The sequence below is a fragment of the Bacillus sp. Medicinal_06 genome (assembly GCF_056711665.1).
Genome location: NZ_JBWYHD010000019.1, coordinates 37,935 through 59,425 on the forward strand (window position 1 = coordinate 37,935; position 21,491 = coordinate 59,425).

The 21,491-nt window shown below is 37.3% G+C and carries 24 protein-coding genes, 2 rRNA genes and 2 other annotated features; all 26 genes read right to left on the bottom strand.

Annotated elements, in window-relative coordinates; genetic code table 11:
- Positions 1–214: 214 nt before the first annotated feature.
- On the bottom strand, positions 215–814 hold the full coding sequence (locus tag AC1M36_RS25635) for a class I SAM-dependent methyltransferase (RefSeq protein ID WP_336453923.1): 600 nt from the start codon (positions 812–814) through the stop codon (positions 215–217).
- 75 nt (positions 815–889) lie between these two features.
- On the bottom strand, positions 890–1,249 hold the full coding sequence (gene rplL, locus AC1M36_RS25640) for a 50S ribosomal protein L7/L12 (RefSeq protein WP_336453922.1): 360 nt from the start codon (positions 1,247–1,249) through the stop codon (positions 890–892).
- A gap of 67 nt (positions 1,250–1,316) precedes the next feature.
- Positions 1,317–1,817 (bottom strand): 50S ribosomal protein L10, encoded by a 501-nt coding sequence (gene rplJ, locus AC1M36_RS25645; RefSeq protein ID WP_017150118.1) that lies wholly within the window; start codon positions 1,815–1,817, stop codon positions 1,317–1,319.
- A gap of 40 nt (positions 1,818–1,857) precedes the next feature.
- Positions 1,858–2,001 (bottom strand) — a sequence feature (ribosomal protein L10 leader region).
- A gap of 49 nt (positions 2,002–2,050) precedes the next feature.
- Positions 2,051–2,743, bottom strand: coding sequence for a 50S ribosomal protein L1 (gene rplA, locus AC1M36_RS25650; protein ID WP_336453921.1), 693 nt, complete (start codon positions 2,741–2,743; stop codon positions 2,051–2,053).
- A gap of 182 nt (positions 2,744–2,925) precedes the next feature.
- Complete coding sequence (gene rplK, locus AC1M36_RS25655; protein ID WP_001085872.1) at positions 2,926–3,351, bottom strand: 50S ribosomal protein L11; 426 nt, start codon at positions 3,349–3,351, stop codon at positions 2,926–2,928.
- 169 nt (positions 3,352–3,520) lie between these two features.
- Entirely contained in the window at positions 3,521–4,054 is a 534-nt protein-coding gene (nusG, locus tag AC1M36_RS25660; RefSeq protein WP_174102814.1) for a transcription termination/antitermination protein NusG, read from the bottom strand.
- Positions 4,055–4,185: 131 nt separating this feature from the next.
- A complete protein-coding gene (gene secE / locus AC1M36_RS25665; protein ID WP_003194325.1) occupies positions 4,186–4,365 on the bottom strand; it encodes a preprotein translocase subunit SecE in 180 nt (59 codons plus the stop codon).
- 32 nt (positions 4,366–4,397) lie between these two features.
- A complete protein-coding gene (rpmG, locus tag AC1M36_RS25670; protein ID WP_002055487.1) occupies positions 4,398–4,544 on the bottom strand; it encodes a 50S ribosomal protein L33 in 147 nt (48 codons plus the stop codon).
- Positions 4,545–4,674: 130 nt separating this feature from the next.
- A complete protein-coding gene (locus AC1M36_RS25675) occupies positions 4,675–5,334 on the bottom strand; it encodes an RNA polymerase factor sigma-70 (protein WP_479846327.1) in 660 nt (219 codons plus the stop codon).
- A 67-nt stretch (positions 5,335–5,401) separates the two neighbouring features.
- On the bottom strand, positions 5,402–5,914 hold the full coding sequence (locus AC1M36_RS25680) for an NYN domain-containing protein (protein WP_017150116.1): 513 nt from the start codon (positions 5,912–5,914) through the stop codon (positions 5,402–5,404).
- Positions 5,915–5,916: 2 nt separating this feature from the next.
- On the bottom strand, positions 5,917–6,660 hold the full coding sequence (gene rlmB / locus AC1M36_RS25685; protein WP_026593154.1) for a 23S rRNA (guanosine(2251)-2'-O)-methyltransferase RlmB: 744 nt from the start codon (positions 6,658–6,660) through the stop codon (positions 5,917–5,919).
- Complete coding sequence (locus AC1M36_RS25690; RefSeq protein ID WP_336453920.1) at positions 6,657–7,064, bottom strand: Mini-ribonuclease 3; 408 nt, start codon at positions 7,062–7,064, stop codon at positions 6,657–6,659. The genes rlmB and AC1M36_RS25690 overlap by 4 nt, the downstream gene beginning before the upstream one ends.
- Before the next feature lie 2 nt (positions 7,065–7,066).
- Complete coding sequence (gene cysS, locus AC1M36_RS25695; RefSeq protein ID WP_336453919.1) at positions 7,067–8,464, bottom strand: cysteine--tRNA ligase; 1,398 nt, start codon at positions 8,462–8,464, stop codon at positions 7,067–7,069.
- Complete coding sequence (gene cysE, locus AC1M36_RS25700; RefSeq protein WP_241818111.1) at positions 8,445–9,110, bottom strand: serine O-acetyltransferase; 666 nt, start codon at positions 9,108–9,110, stop codon at positions 8,445–8,447. Before cysE ends, cysS begins: the two co-directional genes overlap by 20 nt.
- 284 nt (positions 9,111–9,394) lie before the next feature.
- Positions 9,395–9,642, bottom strand: a binding site (T-box leader).
- 48 nt (positions 9,643–9,690) lie between these two features.
- Positions 9,691–11,148, bottom strand: coding sequence for a glutamate--tRNA ligase (gene gltX, locus AC1M36_RS25705; RefSeq protein ID WP_336453918.1), 1,458 nt, complete (start codon positions 11,146–11,148; stop codon positions 9,691–9,693).
- Positions 11,149–11,237: 89 nt separating this feature from the next.
- Positions 11,238–11,714 (bottom strand): 2-C-methyl-D-erythritol 2,4-cyclodiphosphate synthase, encoded by a 477-nt coding sequence (ispF, locus tag AC1M36_RS25710; protein WP_336453917.1) that lies wholly within the window; start codon positions 11,712–11,714, stop codon positions 11,238–11,240.
- A 106-nt stretch (positions 11,715–11,820) separates the two neighbouring features.
- Positions 11,821–12,504, bottom strand: coding sequence for a 2-C-methyl-D-erythritol 4-phosphate cytidylyltransferase (gene ispD / locus AC1M36_RS25715; protein WP_336453916.1), 684 nt, complete (start codon positions 12,502–12,504; stop codon positions 11,821–11,823).
- 16 nt (positions 12,505–12,520) lie between these two features.
- Positions 12,521–13,633, bottom strand: a complete 1,113-nt coding sequence (locus AC1M36_RS25720; RefSeq protein ID WP_336453915.1) for a PIN/TRAM domain-containing protein — start codon at positions 13,631–13,633, stop codon at positions 12,521–12,523.
- Positions 13,634–13,793: 160 nt separating this feature from the next.
- Entirely contained in the window at positions 13,794–14,867 is a 1,074-nt protein-coding gene (disA, locus tag AC1M36_RS25725) for a DNA integrity scanning diadenylate cyclase DisA (protein ID WP_174102806.1), read from the bottom strand.
- A 3-nt stretch (positions 14,868–14,870) separates the two neighbouring features.
- The gene (gene radA, locus AC1M36_RS25730) at positions 14,871–16,247 is read right to left on the bottom strand and encodes a DNA repair protein RadA (RefSeq protein ID WP_336453914.1); all 1,377 of its coding nucleotides are present in this window, start codon (positions 16,245–16,247) and stop codon (positions 14,871–14,873) included.
- A gap of 95 nt (positions 16,248–16,342) precedes the next feature.
- Entirely contained in the window at positions 16,343–18,778 is a 2,436-nt protein-coding gene (clpC, locus tag AC1M36_RS25735) for an ATP-dependent protease ATP-binding subunit ClpC (protein ID WP_336453913.1), read from the bottom strand.
- A gap of 22 nt (positions 18,779–18,800) precedes the next feature.
- Complete coding sequence (mcsB, locus tag AC1M36_RS25740; RefSeq protein WP_336453912.1) at positions 18,801–19,865, bottom strand: protein-arginine kinase McsB; 1,065 nt, start codon at positions 19,863–19,865, stop codon at positions 18,801–18,803.
- Positions 19,866–19,869: 4 nt separating this feature from the next.
- On the bottom strand, positions 19,870–20,418 hold the full coding sequence (gene mcsA / locus AC1M36_RS25745) for a protein-arginine kinase activator protein McsA (protein ID WP_336453911.1): 549 nt from the start codon (positions 20,416–20,418) through the stop codon (positions 19,870–19,872).
- A 148-nt stretch (positions 20,419–20,566) separates the two neighbouring features.
- Complete coding sequence (locus AC1M36_RS25750) at positions 20,567–21,028, bottom strand: CtsR family transcriptional regulator (RefSeq protein WP_336453910.1); 462 nt, start codon at positions 21,026–21,028, stop codon at positions 20,567–20,569.
- A gap of 202 nt (positions 21,029–21,230) precedes the next feature.
- A 5S ribosomal RNA gene (rrf, locus tag AC1M36_RS25755) occupies positions 21,231–21,346 on the bottom strand.
- A gap of 49 nt (positions 21,347–21,395) precedes the next feature.
- Positions 21,396–21,491: ribosomal RNA gene (locus tag AC1M36_RS25760) — 23S ribosomal RNA — on the bottom strand; the annotation flags it as partial.

Here is a 21,491-nt window from a genome sequence, read left to right on the forward strand (position 1 = left end):
CGCTAGTAGCGTAGCTTTTTCTCTCAAAGATAGATACGTTGAGTCTTTCTACCTGCTCAAAAAAGAAAAATGGCTTCTATAAGAAAACCATCATTCTGTTTCATAATCTGCTGATTTTACTATCTTTTCCAAGAGAAACAAAAATATACATCTTTCTCAACGCAGAAAATCATATATTGGCATTGTATAATGTTAACATAGCCAAAAATAACCGTCAACGTTTTTTTGATTTTATGATATAATATCCTTTTTTCTTTTCTACAACCTCAACTTCAGAAAATGATTCTTCTAGTTTTTTAAGCGCTGATGGTGCACCTTGCTTCTTCTGAATAACAATCCAAAGCTCCCCACCCGGCACTAGATGATCCACAGCTTTTTCTAAAATTTCATGCACGATATGTTTACCAGCACGAATTGGAGGATTAGATAGAATAGCAGCATACTTGCCATCTACATTTTCATAGACGCTACTTTGAAAAATACGAACGTTATCTATTTTATTATTAGCGGCATTTTCCTTTGCAAGCCCAAGCGCCCTTTCATTCACATCCACCATATGAACACTACACCCTTGAAACTCTTTCGCTAACGACAACCCGATTGGTCCGTATCCACACCCAACATCTAATATATCACCTTTAACATCTGGCATTTGAAACGATTCAATTAAAAGACGAGAACCAAAGTCTACCTCGTTTTTCGAAAACACCCCATGGTCAGATAAAAAAACAAATCGAGATCCTCGCAATGTATATTCCCATCGTTTACGATCACTTTTGCTCGAAGGGTCGTTAGAAAAATAATGGTCTGCCATATGGCCACCTCTTTTCTTTACAGTTAAAAAAAAAGCTCGCATGAGAGCGAGCTTTTTTAAAGCCTCAAAAGTTAATTACTTAACTTCTACAGCAGCGCCAACTTCTTCAAGTTTAGCTTTGATTTCTTCAGCTTCTTCTTTAGAAGCGCCTTCTTTGATTACTTTTGGAGTGTTGTCAACTAATTCTTTAGCTTCTTTTAAGCCAAGACCAGTGATTTCACGAACAACTTTGATAACTTTGATTTTTTGTCCACCAGCGCTAGCTAGTTCAACATCAAATTCAGTTTTCTCAGCAGCAGCTTCACCAGCGCCACCAACAACAGCTACAGGAGCAGCAGCAGTTACGCCGAATTCTTCCTCGATAGCTTTTACTAAGTCGTTAAGTTCTAATACAGTCATAGATTTAACTGCTTCAATGATTTGTTCTTTAGTCATTGTAAATATCCTCCCTTAAATAGGTTTGTATTGTTTTATCGATAACACGTAATTATCTTTTAAAAAATTAAGCGCCTTGCTCTTCCTTTTGATCTGCAACTGCTTTAGTAGCAAGTGCAAGGTTACGGATTGGAGCTTGAAGAACGCTAAGAAGCATAGAAAGTAAGCCTTCACGTGATGGAAGAGTAGCGATAGCTTTAACCTCATCAAGTGTTACAAGTTTACCTTCGATTACGCCCGCTTTAATTTCTAAAGCTTCATGATCTTTAGCGAAGTCGTTTAATACTTTCGCAGGAGCAACTACATCCTCGTTACTGAACGCGATTGCGTTTGGTCCTGTTAAGAATTCGTTCAACTCAGCCATTTCAACAGATTCTGCAGCACGACGAGTTAAAGAGTTTTTGTAAACTTTGAACTCAACGCCAGCCTCACGTAAGTTTTTACGTAATTCAGTTGCTTCAGATACCGTTAAACCACGGTAGTCAACAACGATTGTAGATTTACTTTCGCGAAGTTTATCAGCGATTTCAGTCACAACTTGTTGTTTAGTTTCGATTGCTTTGCTCATGTTATTACACCTCCTGTAGATTATATAGAAGATGTACCGAAAGTGCACTAAAAAACCTCCATGCCCAATTGTAGACATGGAGGCATATAGTCACAGAAAAAAATTCCGCTTCGTATATTAACACCTAGGTAGGAAATTAAGCCATATTGGCACCTACTGTCTACGGTACACTATTTAAATTCACAACATAAATGATTATATTAAAACTTCTTTATGAAGTCAACTTCCAATTTTTACGCGATTGTAGAAACGTCTACACGTACGCCAGGTCCCATTGTAGAGGCAACAGTTACGTTCTTCATGTAAGTACCTTTTGCAGCAGCTGGTTTAGCTTTTAATAGCGTATCAGCAATTGTTTTGAAGTTTTCTACTAGTTTAGCATCTTCGAAAGATACTTTACCGATTGGAACGTGGATGTTACCAGCTTTATCAACGCGGTATTCAACTTTACCAGCTTTGATTTCGTTAACAGCTTTTGTTACATCGAAAGTAACTGTTCCAGTTTTAGGGTTTGGCATTAAACCTTTAGGTCCTAATACGCGACCTAATTTACCAACTTCACCCATCATGTCAGGAGTTGCTACTACTACATCGAAATCGAACCAACCTTGTTGGATTTTACCGATGTAATCAGCATCGCCCACGAAGTCAGCGCCAGCAGCTTCAGCTTCTTTTGCTTTTTCGCCTTTAGCGAATACTAATACACGTTGTACTTTACCAGTACCGTGTGGAAGAACAACTGCACCACGAATTTGTTGGTCAGCTTTCTTAGGGTCAACACCTAAACGAAATGCAGCTTCTACAGTTGCATCAAATTTAGCTGTGTTTGTTTTCTTTACTAATTCTACTGCTTCTGTTGCAGAGTAAGCAGTTGCACGATCAACAAGCTTTGCAGCTTCTACGTACTTTTTACCTCTTTTAGCCATGTTTATTTCCTCCTTGAATGTGGTTTTAGCGGAATAACCTCCCACGTTTACGCCTTCATTCCGGGAAACCCCGAGGATGTGCGCCCATCCATTTATTTAAAAACGATACTCATTTACGATAATAAAGGTTGCGAATTGGAATTCCAGACCCGCAACCTTTTTTACAAAAAAAACAAATCGAATTAGTCTTCGATAACGATACCCATACTGCGTGCAGTACCTTCAACCATACGCATTGCAGCTTCTACGCTAGCAGCGTTTAGGTCAGGCATTTTAGTTTCAGCGATTTCGCGTACTTTATCACGCTTAACAGTTGCCACTTTATTACGGTTTGGTTCACCAGAACCAGACTCGATACCAGCTACTTTCTTAAGAAGAACAGCAGCAGGAGGAGTTTTAGTAATGAAAGTGAATGAACGGTCTTCGAATACCGTAATTTCAACAGGAATGATAAGACCAGCTTGATCTGCTGTACGAGCGTTGAACTCTTTACAGAAGCCCATGATGTTAACACCCGCTTGTCCTAATGCTGGACCAACTGGTGGAGCTGGGTTAGCTTTACCTGCAGGAATTTGAAGTTTTACCATTTTAATTACCTTTTTAGCCACGAGACACACCTCCTTAAGTCCGTGATGTGGTCAATTGGGCAGTGATTTGCCCTCCCACTTCATATTTTATCTGTAACGATAAAATCTTTTTCAAAAAACGTCTCCGTTACCGAAGACGTACTGACTTAAAAGATATTATCACTTTTTACAATTCATTTCAAGTTTCATTTTATAATTTTTCAATTTGGTGGAAATCCAGCTCGACCGGTGTTTCACGACCAAACATATCTACAAGCACTCTTATCTTTTGTTTTTCCATGTCAATCTCTTCGATTGCGCCTGTATAGTTCGCGAATGGCCCTTCATTTACACGTACTGTTTCATGAAGTTCAAAGTCAAAATCAACCACTTCATTGTCCATTCCCATATGCTTCATAATGGTAACAACTTCCTCCTCTAATAAAGGAGATGGTTTTGAGCCTGATCCAGAAGATCCAACAAAACCTGTTACACCCGGTGTATTACGAACAACATACCAAGAGTCATCAGTCATAATTAGTTCCACTAATACATAACCTGGGAATACTTTTCTTTTTGTTAATTTTTCTTTTCCGTTTTTCATTTCTACTTCTACTTCTTCCGGAACAACAACACGGAAAATTTTATCTTGCATTCCCATTGATTCTACACGTTTCTCTAGGTTTGCTTTTACTTTATTTTCATATCCAGAATAAGTATGGACAACATACCAACTTTTTTCCATTCATTTAGGACGAGCGTCCTTCCCTCCCTGACGTACATTTTTTTGTGCAAATGAAAAAACCCGTTCATCGGGCTTTTACACAGTTCGTATAAATAACATTATATCATGGATAAGTGCTTCTTATTCAAGAATTAACCAAGAATTAACCGAATTAAAGAAGAAATACCCATGTCAACTACTGCAAAGAAAACTGCAAAAAACACAACTGTGGCAATAACAGTAGCTGTCGAACGAAGTAATTCATCTTTCTTAGGCCAACTTACTTTTTTCATTTCGCGACCTACATCGCCGAAAAAGTTCGTCAAACGCATTTACGGGACCTCCAGTGTATTGTTTCGATTATTTATTTTGTTTCCTTATGAACTGTATGCATATTGCATGTTTTACAAAATTTCTTTATCTCAAGTCGCTCTACCGAGCTCGTATCTTTCATTGTGGAGTAGTTTCGGTTCTTACACTCTTCACATGAGAGTACAACTTTTTTTCTCATTTGTTACACCAACCTTGTAACATTATGTCCCTAAAAATGTATCATACAATAAAAGACAATGTCAATGACATGCCACTTACTACATTACAAAAAGAAAGCAGGAGAATCATTTTCTCCCCTGCGACATATACTATGAATTTAAAGTTGTATTTTCTCTCATTTCCATATATCGTTCGAGCTTTCTTTTTACACGCTGCAGGGCATTATCAATAGACTTCACATGTCTATTTAACTGCTCTGAGATTTCTTGATAAGAACGACCATCTAAGTATAAAGAAAGAACTTTCCTCTCTAAATCGCTTAATAATTCAGAAATTTTTAGTTCTATGTCGGTATATTCTTCCTGACTAATAATCATCTCTTCAGGATCAGTCACCTTTGCTTCTGAAATAACATCTAATAGCGTACGATCAGATTCCTCATCGTAAATCGGTTTGTCTAAAGAAACATACGAATTTAAAGGAATATGTTTTTGTCTCGTTGCTGTCTTAATAGCAGTAATAATTTGACGAGTAATACATAATTCAGCAAATGCTTTAAAAGAAGATAGCTTGTCCTCTTTATAATCACGAATGGCTTTAAATAATCCAATCATACCTTCTTGAACAATATCTTCCCGATCTGCCCCTACTAAAAAATATGATCTTGATTTTGCGCGAACAAAGTTTTTGTACTTGTGAATTAAATATTCAAGAGCATCAATATTACCTTTTCGAACTAACTCAACTATTGCCTCATCCTCTAAATCGCGAAACGTAATGTTGTTGGTACTTACGAAGCCTGTTTCCACTTTGATCCCTCCGACCGCTATTTATTTAGAAATATTATACAGTAAGCGCTTGAAGAGCGTCAATGCTTCAACGCTCTCCTCGCCTTAATTTTTCTAATTTTTCTGTAATATCTTTACTGAATATTGTTCGCATAGCTGGTTGTTTCTCTTTTACCTCTTGCGTTTGATGGCGCACTTGTTGTTCCATAGCCTGCACTTCTATTTCTAGTTCACGGGCTGACTTCCTAAGCGCTCCTTGTGCAAAAATAACCCACTGTTCCGTATAATCAGAAGTAGCAACATAAATTTGTGTATTAATATTACGAAGTTCAATCGCGAGCTGTTCAATTTTTTCATCAGCGGTTTGATTCTTTCTTGTGAAAATAACTTCAACACGCGATTGCTTCATTTTCTTTTCAATACCTTGAACTGTATAAGCATCAAATACAATCATTACTCTTGTTCCTGTGTAACCTTGATAATCCGCCATTTTATCAATTAGCGCGTCTCTTGATGCTTGTAAATCTACATCCCTTAATTTTTTTAAATCTCTCCAAGCCCCAATAATGTTATAACCATCAACGATTAAGATATCATTCATTTTCACTCACCAATTTGGTGACGTTTACGATATACCTCATACATTAACAGACTTGCAGCTACTGAAGCATTTAAGGATGTAACTTTACCAACCATCGGCAAGTTGATTAAGAAATCACATTTTTCACCAATAATACGGCTCATACCTTTTCCTTCACTACCAATTACTAATCCAATCGGCATATTACCATCTAAATTACGATAATCCGTTTTCCCTCTTGCATCTGTACCCGCAATCCAAAGACCGCGCTCTTTTAAATCATCGATTGTTCGTGATAAGTTTGTCACACGAGCAACAGGAATATATTCAATTGCTCCTGTTGAAGCTTTTGCAACTGATGCTGTCAGACCGACAGCCCTTCTTTTCGGGATAATAATTCCATGTGCGCCTGTTGCATCTGCCGTACGCATAATAGAACCTAAATTATGCGGATCTTCAATTTCATCTAGAATTAAGAAGAATGGATCTTCATTACGTTTAGCAGCCGCTTCAAATAAATCTTCTAATTCTGCATATTGATAGGCCGCTACCTGTGCAATTACCCCTTGGTGATTCCCCTCAACGAGTTGGTCTAACTTTTTCTTTGGTGCATGCTGCAAAATAATTTTATTTTCTTTCGCTAACGCTAATACAATTTGCACTTGTCCTTTAGCTGCACCTTCTGCAATCCAGATTTTATTAATATCTCTTCCTGATCGTAACGCTTCAATTACAGGGTTACGTCCGATAATATATTCACTACTCATATTGATGTGCCCCCTTCCTTCGCTTCTAAAACATCAATTGCTTTATATACAAGTTCTTCTAATCTGTCGCTATTGTTCAATAAATAATGATAACCAAGCAATGCCTCAAAAGCAGTACTATAGCGATATGTTTGTACATCCGTATTTTTAGGAACAGAACCCGAATTCGCATTACGTCCTCTTCTTAAGACTGCTTCTTCTTCCTCTGTTAAAAATGCTGTTTCTAGTAAATGATAAACAACTTTCGCTTGTGCTTTCGCCGAAACAAAGCTTGTCCCTAAACGATGTAATTGGTTAGGACGAACCGTTCCTTTTTGAAGAAGGTGATAGCGGATATATTGTTCATATACCGCATCACCCATATATGCTAACGCTAAGCTGTTTAATTGCTTTGCATCAATCATGCTTATCCTCTTTTCCATCTTGTACCTTGGGCGGTATCTTCTAAAATAATATTACGCTCTTTCAAATCATCACGAATTTGATCAGACAATGCAAAGTCACGATTTTTACGAGCCTCAATACGTTTTTGAATTAGTGCCTCAATCTCTTCATCAAGCAATTCTTCTTTCGTTAATTCTAATCCTAAAATACCGAATAACGTTTCAAACTGTTTTACATACGCTTCAATTACAGCTATTGATGTGTGTTCTTCCAATAGATATTGATTTGCATGGTTTGCTAAATTATATAACTCAGTTATTGCATTTGCTGTATTGAAATCATCGTTCATCGCTTCTTCAAATGCTAACTGGAATTTCTCTATTTCAGCTAACCATTTTTCATTATGGTCTGTTAAATCTGTGCTACTTTCCATACGGTGCTTTAAGTTACCATAAGCTGTTTTAATGCGCTCTAATCCATTATTTGTACTCTGTAATAACTCTTCACTAAAGTTGATTGGATGACGATAATGTACAGATAACATAAAGAAACGAATTAACTGCGGGTCATATTCCTTAATAATGTCATGAACTAAAATGAAGTTCCCTAATGATTTAGACATTTTCTCATTGTTAATATTAATATATCCATTATGCATCCAGTAACGTGCAAATGTTTTTCCAGTTAATGCTTCTGATTGTGCAATCTCATTTTCATGGTGAGGGAATGCTAAATCTTGCCCACCAGCATGAATATCAATTGTATCACCTAAATATTTACGCGCCATTGCAGAGCATTCAATGTGCCATCCTGGACGACCTTTGCCCCAAGGGCTCTCCCAGAAGATTTCTCCCTCTTTCGCTGCCTTCCATAAGGCAAAATCAAGCGGATCTTGTTTCTTTTCCCCAACTTCAATACGTGCACCATGGCGCAGGTCTGCAATTGGCTGATGTGATAATTTACCGTAACCTTCAAATTCCTTTGTTTTGTAATAAACATCGCCTTCAGACTCATATGCATATCCTTTTTTCACAAGTTCCTCAATAAACTCAATAATGATATCCATATTTTCTGTTACACGAGGATGAACCGTAGCGTGCTTGCAACCTAATGCAGTTACATCTTCAAAGTACGCTTCAACAAAGCGATCTGCAATTGTCGGAACATCTTCTCCTAATTCATTTGCTGCTTTAATTAACTTATCGTCTACATCCGTAAAATTGGAAACATACTGCACTTCATAGCCTTTATACTCCAGGTAGCGACGTACTGTATCAAATACCATAGGCGGTCTTGCGTTTCCGATATGAATATAGTTGTATACTGTCGGTCCGCATACATACATCTTCACTTTATTTTCTTCTAAAGGAACAAACTCCTCTTTCTCACGTGTTAACGTATTATAAATGTGAATAGTCATTTTCATCCTTCCTTTCCACTTTTACTCCCAGTTGCTTTTTTAATTTCTCAAGTTCAGCTTCCATCACTTTTAATTTATCAAAAATTGGATCTGGCAGATCTGAATGGTTCAATTCCTGACCTATCTTTACTCCATTTTGAATTACGACTCGACCAGGTATACCTACAACTGTCGAATGCGCAGGAACTTCTTTCAATACAACAGATCCTGCACCAATTTTAGAATTCTCCCCAACTGTAATGGATCCGAGTACTTTTGCGCCAGTCGCAATAAGTACGTTATCTTGGATTGTTGGATGCCTTTTTCCTTTTTCTTTCCCTGTACCACCTAATGTAACTCCTTGATAAATTGTTACATTGTCTCCGATTTCACACGTCTCCCCAATAACAACCCCCATACCATGATCAATAAAAAAACGACGACCAATTGTAGCTCCCGGATGAATCTCAATACCGGTAAAGAAACGACTAACTTGTGAAATCCAACGTGCAATAAAGAAAAAATTCCGTTTATAAAAGGCATGTGCAATTCGGTGTGCCCAAACTGCATGTAATCCAGAGTAAGTTAAAATGACCTCGAAATAACTTCGCGCCGCTGGATCTTGTTCAAAAACGACTTCAATATCTTCTCGAAGCCTCTTAAACATCGATGTCCCCTCCCCTTTATGGGCTACTTTTCTGAGTGAACCGATTTACCTCGCTATTCGCGGACAATCGTACTTCCAACTCAACATTTAACAACAACAAAAGAGTTAAGTTAGAGATAGACCATCCGTAAAGGTCCGATTAGTGAACGTTCATAATTAGTGAGAAATAAAGAAAATAACCACCAATTAAAATCTTACTTGTTACCTAGGCTTTATCCATCTGTACAAAAACTTATACCCTCACCTTATTTACATGGTATAAAAAAAGACGCCCCTGTCAAATTGACAGAGACGCCTTATAAGCGCGGTTCCACTCTGTTTAGGCTTACATACAGCCTCAAACTCATCATGATAACGGTTTATACCGCTTCTGCTTACTTTGCGTCCTTATGACGTTTCCCGAAACTCTTCGTTGTTCAGCAGAAGACTCGAAGGGGCATTTCAAAAAACCGCTTATAAACCACTTCCAGCCAAAAGGTGGTTCTCTCTGTAAAAAGCCTGATTTTCTACTTCTCCTTCTCGTCGCTTTCCTTTATTAGATTTTAAAGTATTCTTATTATATTTCTAAATTCGCTAAATGTTAACCAATTACTTTACGAATACGATTTAAAACTTTTTCTTTTCCAAGAAGTGCAATTGCATTTGGAAGTTCTGGTCCATGTGTTTGGCCAGTAGTTGCAACACGAATTGGCATAAATAAGTTTTTACCTTTATGACCCGTTTCTTTTTGAACAGCTTTAATCGCTTTCTTAATTGCCGCCGGCTCTACTTCCTCTAAAGCTTCTAATCCTGCTGCAAATGCGCGAAGTACTTCAGGTACTTGTTCACCTTTCAATACTTCTTGTCCTTCTTCTTCATAATCTACATGATCTTTAAAGAACATTTCAGAAAGCTCTACAATTTCAGCCCCAAAACTCATCTGTTCATGGTATAAAGCAATTACATCACGAACCCAAGCTTGTTCTTGTTCATTTAAGTTTTCACTTACACGACCAGCTTTCACTAAATGCGGTAAGCTTAATGCAACAACAGCATCTAGATCTTGCTTTTTCATATATTGGTTGTTCATCCATTTAAGTTTCTGAGAATCGAATAATGCAGGTGATTTTGATAAGCGAGCTGCATCAAACATTTCAATAAATTCATCTTTAGAGAAGATTTCTTCTTCACCAACTGGTGACCAACCTAGTAATGCGATAAAGTTAAAGATTGCTTCTGGAAGATATCCAAGCTCTTTATATTGCTCAATAAATTGAATAATAGATTCATCGCGTTTACTTAATTTTTTACGACTCTCATTTACGATTAATGTCATATGACCGAACTGAGGGATATCCCAACCAAATGCTTCATAAATCATCATTTGTTTCGGCGTGTTAGAAATATGATCATCACCACGAAGAACGTGTGTGATTTCCATTAAATGATCGTCTACTGCTACCGCAAAGTTGTAAGTTGGAATACCATCTTTTTTCACAATAACAAAATCACCAAAGTCATTTGAGTGGAAAGCAACTTCATCTTTTACGATATCCTTAAATGTGTAGTCGCGGTCAGCTGGTACACGGAAACGAATACTTGGAATGCGGCCTTCCGCTTCAAATTGCTTGATTTGTTCTTCCGTTAAATCACGGTGATTACCAGCATAACGAGGTGTTTCACCACGAGCGATTTGTCCTTCACGCTCTGCTTCTAACTCTTCTTCTGTCATATAACATTTATAAGCTAAACCACGCTCTAGTAAATCTTCGTATAACTTTTTATAAATATCTAAACGTTCTGTTTGGCGATATGGTCCATATTCACCACCAACATCAACACCTTCATCCCAGTCCATGCCAAGCCATTTCAAGTATTTTAATTGGCTTTCTTCACCACCAGCAACGTTACGTTTTACATCAGTATCTTCAATACGAATAATAAACTTACCATCTTGATGACGAGCGAATAAATAATTAAATAATGCCGTACGCGCATTTCCGATATGTAAGTGTCCTGTTGGACTTGGCGCATAGCGCACTCTCACTTGCTTTTCCATAATTGGTACACCTTCCATTCTTAATGTCAACACATTCTATAATTGTACACCAAAAAAATATGATTATCCATCTTGCGAATCAAAAACAACTATTTTTTCTGTAATAATACAACAGCTTGAGAAGCAATCCCTTCTTCTCTCCCTGTAAATCCTAATTTTTCAGTGGTTGTCGCCTTCACATTCACATTGTCTATAGAAGTTTCTAATAGTTCACTAATACGCTTACGCATACTTTCAATATGTGGGGCCATTTTTGGCTTCTGCGCAATAATTGTACAATCTAAATTACCTAATTCATATCCTTGCTTACGCACAAACTCCCAAACTTTCTGCAATAACACAGCTGAATCTGCATCCTTAAAGGCAGGATCTGTATCTGGAAAATGTTTTCCGATGTCGCCTGCAGCAATTGCCCCTAAACATGCATCAGCAATTGTATGTAAAAGTACATCTGCATCTGAGTGACCTAATAAACCTTTCTCATGTGGAATCGTAATTCCACCGATAATTAACGGTCTACCTTCTGCAAATTCGTGTACATCAAAACCTTGTCCAATTCGAAACATTTTACATCCTCCTTAAGCTAAACTACTGAAACTCATGACCTTGTGTCGATGAATCTATTAAGAAAAGCTCGGTAATTACCGAGCTTTTCTTAACATTATACCATCACTATTGTTCCTTCTGAACACGCAGGAAACTTTCAGCAATTAATAAATCTTCTGGTGTTGTCACTTTAATATTGTAATAACTACCATCTACTACCCCTACTTCTTTCCCTATGCGTTCTACAAGACTTGCGTCATCTGTACCGATGAAGCACCCTTGCTTCGCACTCCTATGCGCCTCTAGTAAAAGAGGAACCGAAAACCCTTGTGGTGTTTGTACCGCTCTCAATTGAGAACGTTCAACCGTTTCAACAACTGTATTCTGTTCTACTTTTTTTACCGTATCTTTAACAGGTACTGCGCAAATAGAAGCACCCTTCTGCTTCGCTGTAGTTAATACGGCATGAATCATTTTATTCGTTACAAACGGACGGGCTCCATCGTGTACAAGAACGTAATCAACATCCTTCACATGTTGAACAGCGTTATACACACTATCTTGTCTTTCAGCTCCGCCTTGAATAAACTGCACATCCTTCAGAATATGATACTTCTGTATTAACTCTTCAAAATAAGGGCGTTCTTCTTTATTAATTGCCATAACAATATTTTTACATGCTTTATCTTTTTCAAAGGCGCGTAATGTATGCACAATAATAGGAACTTCATTAATAAGCAAAAATAATTTATTTTTACCAGCACCCATTCGCTTCCCTTGGCCTGCAGCCGGAATAATTAATGTATACATGCTAATAATCCTCTACTTATAATGCTTTTTCTAATAACTTACGCTTCGCAAAAATCATTCGACCAGCAGATGTTTGTAGTACACTCGTAACGAGTACATCAAGTTGTGAACCAACATATTCCCTACCGTCTTCTACTACAATCATCGTACCATCATCTAAATAAGCAACACCTTGATTTTGTTCTTTTCCATCTTTGACAACATAGACACTTAGTTCTTCACCAGGGAGCACAACTGGTTTAATCGCATTTGCTAAATCATTAATGTTCAGAACCGTTACTCCTTGTAGTTCAGAAACCTTATTTAAATTAAAATCATTCGTGACAACAGTACCACCAGTTATCTTTGCTAATTTCACAAGCTTGCTGTCCACTTCTTGAATGTCTTCGAAATCGCCTTCATAAATCTCTACTGGAATTGGCATCTCTTTTTGAATACGGTTTAAAATATCTAATCCTCTACGTCCTCTATTACGCTTTAATGCATCTGAAGAATCAGCAATATGCTGCAACTCTTCTAATACAAACTGAGGAATCACAATTGTTCCTTCTAGAAACTTTGTTTGACAAATATCAGCAATACGTCCATCAATAATTACACTTGTATCGAGAATTTTCCAATGTGAAGAAGTTTCTTCTACTACCGCTTCAGCCTCTTCATTTTCGCTATTATTATTTTTCTTTTTACCTCCGCGTTGTGGTAATGTAAATAACCCTAGCAATTCATTTCTCTTTTTAAATCCTACTTGGAATCCTAAGTAACCGAGTAAAAGTGTAAAGAAGATTTGTAATACAGTGCTAATGACTGGAATTGTAAATTCACGAATTGGTATCAAAATTAAATATGCAACAATAAGACCCGAAATTAATCCTAGCGTACCAAATAACACATCTGTTACAGGTGCCTTTACAAGGGCTTCTTCAATATGTTTAATAAGCTGAACAATATAATCTACGAGCCAAAATGTTGTTAAGAATAAAATAATTGCACCAATAATTGCACGAACATATGAACCTTCAAGTAAAGGAACCGCTCCAATGTCCAATACATTAATAAATTTCGGGATTAAATAAATCCCTAATGCTCCCCCGATTACTAAAAAGAAGAGCTGTACGATCCGTTTTAACATCCAACCACCTCCTACTCATTATTAACCATTGTTTTGCTAATCAAAACGCCGAATGCAAAAGCGGACGTGTCTTTTCATAAATTGCTTTATTTACCAATATATCATATCATATACCAAAAATGTGCTAGTGTCGTTATATTATGAAATCAATGTAATATTCTTAATTGTGTCTACTCATATATAAATGCTCTTGGATTCGTTTTAAACCTTCTCGTATTTTTTTCGCCCGAACTTCTCCAATTCCTTCTACATCATCTAAATCGTTAATACTCGCACGACAAACACCTTGCAATGTTTTAAATCGATTAATTAAGTTTTCAATAATAAGAGGAGGTACCCTAGAAATTTTACTTGTAATCCTATATCCCCTTGGTGTAACACTTTCCTCTAAGCTCATTTGCCCTGGGTAACCAAGCAATTTCACTAAATCACTATCTTCTAAAAGCTGTGTATTTGCAAGTTCCTGCAATTTTTTCAAAATTTGATAGTGATCCTGTGTCTTCTCTTGATAGTAATCTTTAATTAATAATGCTGCCTCTGCTTCCAAATCTGCCAATAGCTCAGTAAGTTGTAACCGAATGAGTCTACCTTCCGTCCCTAATTCATGAATATAACTTAGGATTTCATTCTTAATACGAAGAACCATCTCGACGCTATGCAAGACATGGACTACTTCAGACATCGTAACAACTTCCTCAAACTCTAGAATACCCAAGTTCGTAATACCATCATTCCATACTGCCTTGTATTTTTCTAAAGTTTGAATCGCTTGATTTGCCTTTGTCAAAATAACACCTATGTCTTTTAAGGTATAACGTAAACTTCCCTGATATAGCGTAATTACGTTACGTCTTTGTGAAATAGCCACAACAAGACTTCCCGTTTGCTTCGCTACACGCTCTGCTGTACGATGGCGCATTCCTGTTTCAATGGAATCAATAGATGACTCAGGAACCAATTGTGCATTTGCAATTAAAATTTTACTACCCGTCTCATTTAAAATAAGAGCTCCATCCATTTTTGCTAGTTCGTATAAACTAGCAGGAGAGAATGCGCAATTAATATGAAATCCTCCATCAACAATGCTTTTAATCTGATCGTTATATCCAAGGACAATTAAGCCACCTGTTTGCGCGCGAAGTACATTATCTATTCCTTCTCGCAAAGGTGTCCCTGGTGCAACAAGCTGTAAAATATTAATCATACTTTTGACACGTTGCTTGTTTTCTTCCATAGCCTAGCCTCCTAATGTCAAACGAAGCGCCTCTCCTAAATTAGAGACACCGACTACTTCAATCCCGTCAGGAATTGTCCAACCCCCTAAATTTTTTCGTGGGATGATGGCGCGCTGAAATCCTAATTTAGCCGCTTCTTGTACTCGTTGTTCAATCCTCGATACCCTTCTTACTTCTCCAGTTAACCCAACTTCTCCTATTACAGCATCGGTTGGTGCCGTGGACTTATCTCTAAAACTCGATGCAATACTTAAAGCAACTGCCAAATCAATTGCAGGTTCATCCAATCGTAATCCTCCAGCAACCTTTAAATAAGCATCTTGATTTTGTAATAATAAGCCTGCTCTTTTTTCTAACACCGCCATAATAAGCGATACACGATTATGATCAATCCCCGTAGCCATTCTTCGTGGATTTCCAAAACTAGTAGGAGAAATTAATGCTTGTATTTCTACTAAAACCGGTCTTGTTCCTTCCATAGAAGCAACAACTGTAGAGCCAGCAACTCCAACAGGTCTCTCTTCTAAAAAAATCTCAGAAGGATTTAATACTTCTGCAAGACCTAATTCCTTCATTTCAAATATACCCATTTCATTTGTAGATCCAAAACGATTTTTAACAGCTCGCAAAATACGATATGTATGATGACGGTCTCCTTCAAAATAAAGAACCGCATCCACCATATGTTCTAACATACGTGGTCCTGCAATTGCGCCTTCTTTCGTTACATGTCCTACGATAAAAATCGGAATCCCTTTCGTTTTTGCCAGTTTCATCAGTTCCGCTGTACATTCACGGACTTGTGAAACGCTCCCTGGCGCTGAGGTTACTTCCGGTAAATAAATTGTTTGAATGGAATCAATAACAACAAAGGAAGGGTTCATTTCATCAATATGTGCCGCAATTCTCTGTAAATCCGTCTCCGAAACAACAAATAAATTGCTCCCATTTACATGTAGACGATCTGCACGAAGTTTAATTTGTTTTGCTGATTCTTCACCAGATATATACAATACATCATACGAAGAATCTGCTAATTGCGATGATATTTGTAGTAATAATGTTGATTTTCCAATTCCAGGGTCTCCCCCAATAAGTACGAGGGACCCATCAACAATTCCTCCACCGAGTACACGATTAAATTCTTGAAATTTCGTTTCAATCCGTGCCTCTGATTTTGTTTCTACTTCTGTAAGACGCCTTGGCTTTGTTACTTCCGTTTGAATCGCATTTGCATAATTAATACGTCTTGATGATACAACTTGTTCCATCTCTTCAACAAGCGTATTCCATTGCCCACATCCAGGGCACTTTCCCATATATTTTGGTGACTGATACCCACATTCTTGACATATAAATTTCGTTTTCTTTTTAGCCATTTTATTTTTTACTTCACTTCACTTTCATATGTAAACATGTATCCTTCTTGTACAAGAAAGAGGGCTATTATTTAGCCCTCTTCGTTTGTCTATACTTATTTTACCTTTTCTGCACTGCGAATGACAAATGATTCTCCTTCAGCATCAAAGACAACTTTTTGACCTTTCTCAATTGCTCCTTTTAGAAGCTCTTCTGATAATCGATCTTCCACATGTTTTTGAATTGCTCGGCGAAGTGGACGAGCACCATACTCACGATCAAATCCTTTATCAGCAATTGCTTCAATCGCTTTGCTTGTTAACTCTAATTCAATCTCTTGTTCTTTTAATCGATTCACTAGTTGATTAACCATAAGCGTTACAATCTCTTGAATATGTTTTTTCTCAAGCATATGGAACACAATAATTTCATCAATACGGTTTAAGAATTCTGGACGAAATGCTTTTTTCAATTCATCCATTACTTTACTCTTCATATCCGAGTAATCACGGCCTTCATCTTGTACGTTAAAGCCAAGATGTTTATTGCGTTTTAGCGCTTCCGCACCAACGTTAGATGTCATAATAACAATTGTATTACGGAAATCAACAGTACGCCCTTTAGAATCTGTTAAGCGTCCATCTTCTAGTACTTGCAATAAAATATTAAATACATCTGGATGAGCTTTCTCTACTTCATCTAATAGAACAACAGAATATGGTTTACGGCGAACCTTTTCAGTCAATTGACCACCTTCTTCATATCCCACATATCCTGGAGGAGATCCCACTAAGCGAGAAGTAGAATGTTTCTCCATATACTCAGACATATCAATACGAATCATTGCATCTTCATCACCGAACATAGATTCCGCCAACGCTCTTGCCAATTCTGTTTTACCTACACCAGTTGGTCCTAAGAAAATAAATGAACCAATTGGACGTTTTGGATCTTTTAAACCCGCTCGTGCACGTCGTACTGCTTTCGCTACCGCGACAACAGCTTCCTCTTGACCAATTACACGGTCATGTAAAATAGATTCTAGATTCAATAGCTTATTTGTTTCTGTTTGTGCAAGTTTAGAAACTGGAATACGCGTCCATGTAGAAACAACATTTGCAATATCTTCTACTGTTACTTCTGAGTTTTCTTTTCCTTGCTGCTCTTTCCATTGACGTTTTGTATCTTCTAACTTTTCACGTAAGCGCTGTTCCATATCTCGTAAAGAAGCTGCCTTTTCAAACTCTTGGCTCTGTACCGCCGCATCCTTTTCTTTTCGAATTTCTTCAAGCTTCACTTCAAGCTCTTTTAAATTTGGTGGTGTTGTATAAGAACGTAGGCGTACTTTTGAAGCAGCTTCATCAATTAAGTCAATCGCTTTATCAGGTAAGAAACGATCTGTAATATAACGATCAGAAAGTTTTACAGATGCATCAATTGCATCATCTGTAATGGAAACTCGGTGATGCGCCTCGTAACGATCACGTAGCCCTTTTAAAATTTGAATGGACTCTTCTAAGCTTGGTTCGTCAACATGAATTGGTTGGAACCGTCTTTCTAGCGCTGCATCTTTTTCAATGTATTTACGATACTCATCTAATGTTGTCGCTCCAATACATTGCAATTCACCACGTGCTAATGACGGTTTCAAAATATTAGATGCGTCAATCGCACCTTCTGCACCACCTGCACCAATTAATGTATGAAGTTCATCGATAAACAAGATAATATTACCCGCTTGTCGAATTTCATCCATCACTTTCTTTAAGCGATCTTCAAATTCACCACGATACTTTGTACCAGCAACCACTGTACCCATATCTAATGTCATAACACGCTTATCACGTAACGTTTCCGGAACTTCATTATTTACAATTTGTTGTGCTAAGCCCTCAGCAATTGCTGTTTTACCGACTCCAGGTTCTCCAATTAATACTGGGTTATTCTTCGTTCTGCGGCTCAATACTTCAATAACACGTTGAATCTCTTTACTACGGCCAATAACAGGATCTAAACGTCCTTCACGTGCAACAACTGTCAAATCTCGCGCTAAACTATCAAGTGTTGGTGTATTTGCATTGGCTGATGCACCACCTTGATGGCCTGATGTAGCTTCATTGCTTCCAAGGAGCTGCAATACTTGTTGTCTTGCTTTATTTAAACTTACACCTAAATTATTTAAAACACGCGCTGCAACACCTTCTCCTTCACGGATTAACCCTAGTAAAATGTGTTCCGTTCCGACATAAGAATGACCAAGCTTACGAGCCTCATCCATCGATAACTCAATTACTTTTTTTGCACGTGGCGTATAATGAACAGTTTGAGACATCTCTGTTCCACGACCAATTAATCCCTCTACCTCTTTTTGTACCTTCTCTGGACTTAATCCAAGGGCAATTAGCGCTTTAGCTGCAATTCCTTCTCCTTCGCGTACAAGCCCAAGTAAAATATGTTCTGTCCCAATATTATTATGTCCAATGCGAATTGCCTCTTCTTGAGATAAAGCTAATACTTTCTGTGCTCGTTCTGTAAATCTTCCAAACATCATAGAAATCGCCTCCTACTTGCGCTCAATTTTGTTCAATTCGTAATCGTTCACGGATTAATGTTGCTCTTCGATAATCCCTTTCTTCCGGGCTTAAAGGACCGCCCGCGTATTGCTGTAAAATTCCTGGCTGAGTTAATACCATCAACTCTGTTAAAATATTTCTTGATATATTTTTTATATAACCAAGATCAATACCTAGCCGCATATCTGACAAACAAGTAGCTGCCTCTGCCGATTGAATTAATCGACTATTGGCCAATACACCATAAGAACGATATACTCGGTCTTCAAGTTCAATACTTGAATTTTTCTTAATCAACTCTCGAGCTACTTTCTCTTGTTGTATAAGCTGATGAACGACACTCTCTAAATCTGCTATAATATCTTCTTCTGATTTTCCTAATGTCATTTGATTAGAAACTTGAAATATATTACCTAAGGCTTCGCTACCTTCACCATATATTCCTCTTACGACTAAACCTAATTGTTGAATTGCTTGTATAATACGATTTATCCGTTTCGTTAAAACAAGCGCTGGTAAATGTAACATCACAGAAGCGCGTAATCCCGTTCCAACATTTGTAGGGCAACTCGTAATATAGCCAAGCGATTCATCAAAAGCATATTCAACTGTTTCTTCAATCCAAGTATCCATTTTATTTGCGCTTTGCAGTGCCTCTGATAATTGCAATCCCGAGAACAAACATTGAATTCGTACATGGTCTTCTTCATTAAGCATTACACTTATATGTTCGTTTTCTGATAGTAGACAAGCACCAAATTCTGTTCCAGCAAGATTAGGACTAATTAAATGTTTTTCTACTAAAACCCTTCGCTGAAGCGGTTTTAGTTCATCCATTTTTAATAGTTCAAAATTTCCAAAGGATTTCACTTTCTGATTTACAAACTTCTTTTGAAATAAATTAGTAATCTGCTTAGCTTCTTCATCCGTTTGCATAATAGGGAAATGGTAATCTTTTAAATTACGCGCCAAACGAATGCGACTACTTAAAACAATATCAGAATCAGGGCCATCTCCCCTCATCCACGGGCTAATTGCTTCATTCATAATACGATCCAGTGACATAGAATTATTCCCCCTCTCTATGCCCACTAAGCTGATTTTCAATACTTCGAATTTGATCACGCGCTTCAGCTGCTTTTTCAAATTCTTCTTTTTGTACATATTGCTTTAACTTTAGTTTTAGTTCATCTAATTCTTTCTTTAGATGAATATTTCCTTCCATACGCTCCGGAATTTTTCCACGATGTTGTGTATGACCACCATGAAGCCGCTTCAACATTGGCTTTAATTGTTCCTTAAACGTCTCATAACAAGAAGCGCATCCAAAGCGACCCACTTTTGCAAATTGGTTATATGTCATATTACAAGTTGGACATCGTAACACCCTTGTATCCGAAAAGCCACCTTCTTGTTTTTCAAACATTGATGGTTCTCCATGTAACAATCCAGCTAATAAGTCATGAAAGGAAAAACTAGATTGTGGTGATTGAAAGAAAGACGTATAGCCATTTTGCTCTGCACATTGCTCACAAAGATTAACTTCCGTCTTTTGTCCGTTTATCACTTTTGTATAATGTAAAGCTGCTGGTCTTATATTACAAATTTGACAAGTCATCTTATATCCCCACCTTTACAATAGGAACGATCTACCTCATGATACTTTTTATACATCACTAGATTATTTTATTCACTTAATCTTGTCTGTAAAAAGTCCCACTATAAAATGAATTACCGCTAAAAACATTTCTTAACAAAAGCTGTATTTATTTATATTTCAGTGTTCTTAACATTGCGCATAATATTCGAGCCCTAAGTTCATCTCGAGAGGGTAAATCCATTAATAATACAGATCGATCTAATACGCTCAACATAAGTTTTGCTTCCCGATTTGTTACAATATCTTCTTCCACTAATCGTATAATAATACTCTGCGCATTTCCTTGTGTAATACTATGCTCAATCATATGAAGCATTTGATCAATAATGTCTATATCGTCATGCAATTTGACTTTGATAATGCGAATGTAACCTCCTCCACCTCGTTTACTTTCCACTACAAATCCTCTTTCTAACGTAAAACGAGTATTGATTACATAATTAATTTGAGACGGAACACAATCAAATCGGTCCGCAATCTCATTTCTCTTAATCTCAATCACATTATTATTGCTTAAGTCAATAACTTGCTTTAGATATTGTTCAATGATATCAGATATATTTCTCATTTATCCGCCACCTTTATTGACTTTGACTATCTTTGACTTTAATTATATACGTATTAAAGAAATTTGCAACTCTTTTGCTTCTTCACTATCCTAGCCAAAATTTTTGCCCTTTAATCATGAAGTTTATATTTTATGAAATAGAATTTAATATAAAATAAAAAATATACAAAAAAGACGAGTCAAAATGACTCGTCTTAATATTGCTTGGCGACGTCCTACTCTCACAGGGACAAGGTCCCAACTACCATCGGCGCTAGAGAGCTTAACTTCCGTGTTCGGTATGGGAACGGGTGTGACCTCTCTGCCATCATCACCAAACTATGAAGGCATATTCCTTCAAAACTAGATAACATTTGCTTCATATTATATGGTTAAGTCCTCGATCTATTAGTATTCGTCAGCTCCACATGTCGCCATGCTTCCACCTCGAACCTATCAACCTGATCATCTTTCAGGGATCTTA

Coding starts and splice junctions, on each gene's coding strand:
- AC1M36_RS25635 (WP_336453923.1), bottom strand. CDS start 814: ATGGCAGACCATTATTTTTCTAACGACCCTTCGAGCAAAAGTGATCGT.
- rplL (WP_336453922.1), bottom strand. CDS start 1,249: ATGACTAAAGAACAAATCATTGAAGCAGTTAAATCTATGACTGTATTA.
- rplJ (WP_017150118.1), bottom strand. CDS start 1,817: ATGAGCAAAGCAATCGAAACTAAACAACAAGTTGTGACTGAAATCGCT.
- rplA (WP_336453921.1), bottom strand. CDS start 2,743: ATGGCTAAAAGAGGTAAAAAGTACGTAGAAGCTGCAAAGCTTGTTGAT.
- nusG (WP_174102814.1), bottom strand. CDS start 4,054: ATGGAAAAAAGTTGGTATGTTGTCCATACTTATTCTGGATATGAAAAT.
- secE (WP_003194325.1), bottom strand. CDS start 4,365: ATGCGTTTGACGAACTTTTTCGGCGATGTAGGTCGCGAAATGAAAAAA.
- rpmG (WP_002055487.1), bottom strand. CDS start 4,544: ATGAGAAAAAAAGTTGTACTCTCATGTGAAGAGTGTAAGAACCGAAAC.
- AC1M36_RS25680 (WP_017150116.1), bottom strand. CDS start 5,914: ATGAATGATATCTTAATCGTTGATGGTTATAACATTATTGGGGCTTGG.
- rlmB (WP_026593154.1), bottom strand. CDS start 6,660: ATGAGTAGTGAATATATTATCGGACGTAACCCTGTAATTGAAGCGTTA.
- AC1M36_RS25690 (WP_336453920.1), bottom strand. CDS start 7,064: ATGATTGATGCAAAGCAATTAAACAGCTTAGCGTTAGCATATATGGGT.
- cysS (WP_336453919.1), bottom strand. CDS start 8,464: ATGACTATTCACATTTATAATACGTTAACACGTGAGAAAGAGGAGTTT.
- cysE (WP_241818111.1), bottom strand. CDS start 9,110: ATGTTTAAGAGGCTTCGAGAAGATATTGAAGTCGTTTTTGAACAAGAT.
- gltX (WP_336453918.1), bottom strand. CDS start 11,148: ATGGAAAAGCAAGTGAGAGTGCGCTATGCGCCAAGTCCAACAGGACAC.
- ispF (WP_336453917.1), bottom strand. CDS start 11,714: ATGTTTCGAATTGGACAAGGTTTTGATGTACACGAATTTGCAGAAGGT.
- ispD (WP_336453916.1), bottom strand. CDS start 12,504: ATGTATACATTAATTATTCCGGCTGCAGGCCAAGGGAAGCGAATGGGT.
- AC1M36_RS25720 (WP_336453915.1), bottom strand. CDS start 13,633: ATGTTAAAACGGATCGTACAGCTCTTCTTTTTAGTAATCGGGGGAGCA.
- disA (WP_174102806.1), bottom strand. CDS start 14,867: ATGGAAGAAAACAAGCAACGTGTCAAAAGTATGATTAATATTTTACAG.
- radA (WP_336453914.1), bottom strand. CDS start 16,247: ATGGCTAAAAAGAAAACGAAATTTATATGTCAAGAATGTGGGTATCAG.
- clpC (WP_336453913.1), bottom strand. CDS start 18,778: ATGATGTTTGGAAGATTTACAGAACGAGCACAGAAAGTATTAGCTTTA.
- mcsB (WP_336453912.1), bottom strand. CDS start 19,865: ATGTCACTGGATCGTATTATGAATGAAGCAATTAGCCCGTGGATGAGG.
- mcsA (WP_336453911.1), bottom strand. CDS start 20,418: ATGACTTGTCAAATTTGTAATATAAGACCAGCAGCTTTACATTATACA.
- AC1M36_RS25750 (WP_336453910.1), bottom strand. CDS start 21,028: ATGAGAAATATATCTGATATCATTGAACAATATCTAAAGCAAGTTATT.